This is a genomic window from Lamprobacter modestohalophilus, assembly GCF_016583905.1.
GTDB classification, from domain to species: domain Bacteria; phylum Pseudomonadota; class Gammaproteobacteria; order Chromatiales; family Chromatiaceae; genus Lamprobacter; species Lamprobacter modestohalophilus.
This window is the reverse complement of record NZ_NRRY01000155.1, coordinates 1-1,624: the sequence shown is the minus strand read 5'-3', so window position 1 is coordinate 1,624 and position 1,624 is coordinate 1. Positions and strand designations below refer to the sequence as shown.

The following is a 1,624-nucleotide window of genomic DNA, read 5'->3' as shown; positions in this document are numbered from 1 at the left end:
GCAGGAAGTCGCCGAGGAAACCATCCCGCCGCGTCGTCACCGGATCAATCCCCGCGTCATCAAACAAAAGATGAGCAAATGGCCCAAGAAGCGTGCGCACCACCGACATCCTCCTCAGCCGACCAAACCCTTTGAGGAGAGCATCGTGCTGTGCCATTGAACGGTATTGGGTTTAAGCGCCTCTGGTAGCGGCCGGATCAGCGCGTGGAAGTCGCTCGGCATCCGCCAGCGGCTCTGACCATGATAGAGCACCAGCGGATAGACCGGCGGCAAGGTCTTGGCCTCGGGATGCTGCTTGCGGTAGGCATCGCCTTGCAGCGCGATGTAGCGCAGCAGTTGCAGCAAGACCCAGTAGTCGGGATGGCTCTTGTGCTCAAACAGGATGTAGACGTGGAGTGCGAGGGTGGCTGCAGCATCTTCTAAATCAACTGCAGCGGCCGGATCAGCCTGCTCAGGCACGGCTGGATCAGCCTCATCGGGCACCCTGCTCAGGTACGGCTGGATCAGCCTGATCGGGCACACGCCATTTCAGCCGATAGACCAGATCTGAATAGGACGCGCGCAATTCCTTGGAGACGTAGCTGTCTTTGCTGATCTCCAGACTGTCAAGATCCACCACCTCAAGCAGTTCAGTTGGCCGTTGCTGGCGCAAGAAATCCTGCGCGATCTCGCGCCGGGTGAAGCTTTCGCGGAAGTAGACGTCATGGGGGTTGTTGATCTCGTCGATGGAACGAACTGGACCAGATTGGACTGTTGCGGCGAGCACCCTGCACCCATGCACGAGACGCCCGCCGCAGCCGCGATGATCGCGTGCAGCCGTCCTGTGCTGCTCGCTATACTGCTCACTCTCGCCCCGCCGCGACCCCAGCGTCGGTCACCCAAATCCCTGCCAGAGCAACCACTGATGAGTGCGGCCTTTGATCTCTACACCAAGTTGAAACACACCTCGAGCGATGAGGAGCGTGCTGAGGTGATTGCGCAAGCCTTTGATGCGCTCGAAGCCCGTTTCCCTCAGCTCAATGATCTCGCAACCCAGGGCCATGTCCGTGAAGCCGAGCTGCGCTTGCAGAAGGAAATCAAGGAGGTTGAGGCGCGGCTGAAGAAGGACATCAAAGATGTTGAGCTCCAGATCATGGAGGTCGAAGCGCGCCTACAGAAGGACATCAAGGAACTCGAGGCGCGCCTACAGAAGGACATCAAGGCCCTTGAACTCCAGATCAAAGAGGTCGACGCACGCTTACAGGAGCGAATCAGCCAGCTCGAAGTGAGCCTGCACCAAGCACTGGCCGCGCAGACCCGTTGGCTCATCGGCGGCCTCGCCATCCTCGGCGTCGTGCTGAAGCTCGCGGATGTGCTGATCGGACCTTGACGACGCTCGACGGCGCTGTGGCTTGAGCGCTCGGCGCTGGCGCGCCATCAGGACCGCAACCGCAGGCTGTTGTTGGCGCGGCTCAGTGAAACTCCGCCTCCGGGGTCTCAGCGATGAGGATGCGCTCTGGTGTCTCGCGTAACAAACCGAGGGCGCTAATGCTCGTCGTGTTTACGGCGATGATCCTTGCGCAAAGGTCTCAAGCAATTCCATGTCTTTCTGCAAGAGGGTATTGATCAATTGGTCGAAATCCAG

Annotated in this window: 3 protein-coding genes; 1 reads left to right on the top strand and 2 read right to left on the bottom strand. The window is 59.4% G+C overall.

Going from position 1 to position 1,624, the window contains the following annotated elements; translation table 11 throughout:
* Positions 1-114 precede the first annotated feature (114 nt).
* Both CKO42_RS28115 and CKO42_RS28110 read right to left on the bottom strand, forming a co-directional pair.
* On the bottom strand, positions 115-459 hold the full coding sequence (locus tag CKO42_RS28115) for an Rpn family recombination-promoting nuclease/putative transposase (protein WP_207148844.1): 345 nt from the start codon (positions 457-459) through the stop codon (positions 115-117).
* A 13-nt stretch (positions 460-472) separates the two neighbouring features.
* Complete coding sequence (locus CKO42_RS28110; RefSeq protein ID WP_200252575.1) at positions 473-766, bottom strand: Rpn family recombination-promoting nuclease/putative transposase; 294 nt, start codon at positions 764-766, stop codon at positions 473-475.
* A 138-nt stretch (positions 767-904) separates the two neighbouring features.
* Between CKO42_RS28110 and CKO42_RS26530 the strand changes: the two genes are divergently transcribed.
* Positions 905-1,369: a DUF1640 domain-containing protein gene (locus CKO42_RS26530; RefSeq protein ID WP_200252572.1), complete on the top strand. Its 465-nt coding sequence runs from the start codon at positions 905-907 to the stop codon at positions 1,367-1,369.
* Positions 1,370-1,624: the final 255 nt, after the last annotated feature.